The 3,521-nt window shown below is 55.4% G+C and carries 2 rRNA genes; both read right to left on the bottom strand.

What is annotated here, in order from left to right:
• Window positions 1-116: ribosomal RNA gene (rrf, locus tag RM50_RS19060) — 5S ribosomal RNA — on the bottom strand; the annotation flags it as partial.
• A gap of 192 nt (window positions 117-308) precedes the next feature.
• Window positions 309-3,436, bottom strand: a 23S ribosomal RNA gene (locus tag RM50_RS19055).
• Between the last annotated feature and the right edge of the window lie 85 nt (window positions 3,437-3,521).

The following is a 3,521-nucleotide window of genomic DNA, read 5'->3' as shown; positions in this document are numbered from 1 at the left end:
TCCGGCGGTGACCTACTCTCCCACACCCTCCCGGGTGCAGTACCATCGGCGCTGTGGGTCTTAGCTTCCGGGTTCGGAATGGGACCGGGCGTTTCCCCCACGCTATGACCGCCGTAACCCTTCTACCCGCACCGCCCGTCACATGGTGTGGGGGTGGGGAAATCTGGTGGTTACAACTCGCTGACCTGTTGAGGACAGCGTTTGGTGGTGTTGTTATTCAGTTGTGGTTCCTGTAACCGGTACCCCGGGTGGGGGTTGTTGGTTGGGAACCACATAGTGGACGCAAGCAGAATTTTGTATGTATCTGTGTGGTGTAAGTTGTTGGCCTATTAGTACCGGTCAGCTTCACGAGTCGTTAGTCCTCGCTTCCACATCCGGCCTATCAACCCAGTGGTCTGGCTGGGGGCCTCTCACACACAAGGTGTATGGAAATCTCATCTTGAAGCGAGCTTCCCGCTTAGATGCTTTCAGCGGTTATCCCATCCGAACGTAGCTAATCAGCGGTGCACTTGGCAGTACAACTGACACACCAGAGGTTCGTCCGTCCCGGTCCTCTCGTACTAAGGACAGCCCTTCTCAAATTTCCTGCGCGCGCAGCGGATAGGGACCGAACTGTCTCACGACGTTCTAAACCCAGCTCGCGTACCGCTTTAATGGGCGAACAGCCCAACCCTTGGGACCTACTCCAGCCCCAGGATGCGACGAGCCGACATCGAGGTGCCAAACCATGCCGTCGATATGGACTCTTGGGCAAGATCAGCCTGTTATCCCCGAGGTACCTTTTATCCGTTGAGCGACGGCCATTCCACAATGTACCGCCGGATCACTAGTCCCGACTTTCGTCCCTGCTCGAGATGTCTCTCTCACAGTCAAGCTCCCTTGTGCACTTACACTCGACACCTGATTGCCAACCAGGCTGAGGGAACCTTTGGGCGCCTCCGTTACTTTTTAGGAGGCAACCGCCCCAGTTAAACTACCCATCAGGCACTGTCCCTGACCCGGATTACGGGCCGAAGTTAGATGTCCAAAGTGACCAGAGTGGTATTTCAACGATGACTCCACCCGAACTGGCGTCCGGGCTTCAACGTCTCCCACCTATCCTACACAAGCCACTCCGAACACCAATACCAAACTATAGTAAAGGTCTCGGGGTCTTTCCGTCCTGCTGCGCGTAACGAGCATCTTTACTCGTACTGCAATTTCGCCGAGTTTATGGTTGAGACAGCGGGGAAGTCGTTACTCCATTCGTGCAGGTCGGAACTTACCCGACAAGGAATTTCGCTACCTTAGGATGGTTATAGTTACCACCGCCGTTTACTGGGGCTTAAATTCTCAGCTTCGCCGTGAGGCTAACCGGTCCTCTTAACCTTCCAGCACCGGGCAGGAGTCAGTCCGTATACATCGTCTTGCGACTTCGCACGGACCTGTGTTTTTAGTAAACAGTCGCTTCCCCCTGGTCTCTGCGGCCCCGATCCCCTCCACACCGCAAGGGTGTATCAAGGTTGGGGCCCCCCTTCTCCCGAAGTTACGGGGGCATTTTGCCGAGTTCCTTAACCATAATTCTCTCGATCGCCTTGGTATTCTCTACCTGATCACCTGTGTCGGTTTGGGGTACGGGCGGCTGGAACCTCGCGTCGATGCTTTTCTCGGCAGCATAGGATCACCAAATCCCCCCAAACGGGGGTCCCATCAGATCTCAGGCACCATGAGTGGCGGATTTGCCTACCACTCGCCCTACATCCTTAGACCGGGACAACCATCGCCCGGCTCGGCTACCTTCCTGCGTCACACCTGTTAATACGCTTGCCTCCCAGGATCAGGTCCTGCGCTCCACCAAAACCCTCACACCACAAGGGCGCTCGGGCAGGCTTCGGGCAGTTAGTATCCCCCGCTCAGCATGGGCGGTTCTTCACCGGTACGGGAATATCAACCCGTTGTCCATCGACTACGCCTGTCGGCCTCGCCTTAGGTCCCGACTTACCCAGGGCAGATTAGCTTGACCCTGGAACCCTTGATCATTCGGCGGACGGGTTTCTCACCCGTCTTTCGCTACTCATGCCTGCATTCTCACTCGTGTAGGCTCCACCACTGGTTTACACCGCAGCTTCACCGCCCACACGACGCTCCCCTACCCATCCACACTCCTGAACCACAAAGGCTTAGAGAATTGCGTGAATGCCACAACTTCGGCGGTGTACTTGAGCCCCGCTACATTGTCGGCGCGGAATCACTTGACCAGTGAGCTATTACGCACTCTTTTAAGGGTGGCTGCTTCTAAGCCAACCTCCTGGTTGTCTGGGCAACTCCACATCCTTTCCCACTTAGCACACGCTTAGGGGCCTTAGTTGGTGGTCTGGGCTGTTTCCCTCTCGACTATGAAGCTTATCCCCCACAGTCTCACTGCTGCGCTCTCACTTACCGGCATTCGGAGTTTGGCTGACGTCAGTAACCTTGTAGGGCCCATTAGCCATCCAGTAGCTCTACCTCCAGCAAGAAACACGCAACGCTGCACCTAAATGCATTTCGGGGAGAACCAGCTATCACGAAGTTTGATTGGCCTTTCACCCCTACCCACAGCTCATCCCCTCCATTTTCAACTGAAGTGGGTTCGGTCCTCCACGACGTCTTACCGTCGCTTCAACCTGGCCATGGGTAGATCACTTCGCTTCGGGTCTAGATCACGCCACTCACACGCCCTATTCAGACTCGCTTTCGCTACGGCTGCCCCACACGGGTTAACCTCGCGACGTAACACTAACTCGCAGGCTCATTCTTCAAAAGGCACGCCGTCACAACTACAAGGCTGCTCCGACGGATTGTAAGCACACGGTTTCAGGTACTGTTTCACTCCCCTCCCGGGGTACTTTTCACCTTTCCCTCACGGTACTGGTCCGCTATCGGTCATTAGGGAGTATTTAGGCTTATCAGGTGGTCCTGACAGATTCGCACGGGATTTCTCGGGCCCCGTACTACTCGGGATACTCTCACAGGCGGTACAAACACATTACGGTTACGGGACTAACACCCTCTCTGGCCGGCCTTTCAAAACCGTTCACCTATGCGCGCACATCACACCCCACCAGCCCGGCAGAACTGGTACGGAAAGTCCCACAACCCCGACCATGCAACGCCCGCCGGCTATCACACATGGAACGGTTTAGCCTGATCCGCGTTCGCTCGCCACTACTAACGGAATCACTATTGTTTTCTCTTCCTGCGGGTACTGAGATGTTTCACTTCCCCGCGTTCCCCCCACGCACCCTATGTGTTCAGGTACGGGTCACCAAGTCACTCGCGCGCTTGGCGGGGTTTCCCCATTCGGACACCCTGGGATCACAGTCCGGTTATCGACTCCCCCAGGCTTATCGCAGATTCCTACGTCCTTCTTCGGCTCCTAATGCCAAGGCATCCACCGTGTGCTCTTAAAAACTTGACCACAAAGATCAAAAACAAAAAACACTCGAGAGAACCACGAAAACCAACCACACCAAAGTGCGGCCAGATCCAGGTTCATATTCTTG

It is taken from the genome of Pseudarthrobacter phenanthrenivorans, assembly GCF_000813845.1.
GTDB lineage: Bacteria > Actinomycetota > Actinomycetes > Actinomycetales > Micrococcaceae > Arthrobacter > Arthrobacter phenanthrenivorans_B.
Note: the sequence above shows the minus strand (reverse complement) of the source record. Positions and strands in the feature narration are given on the sequence as shown.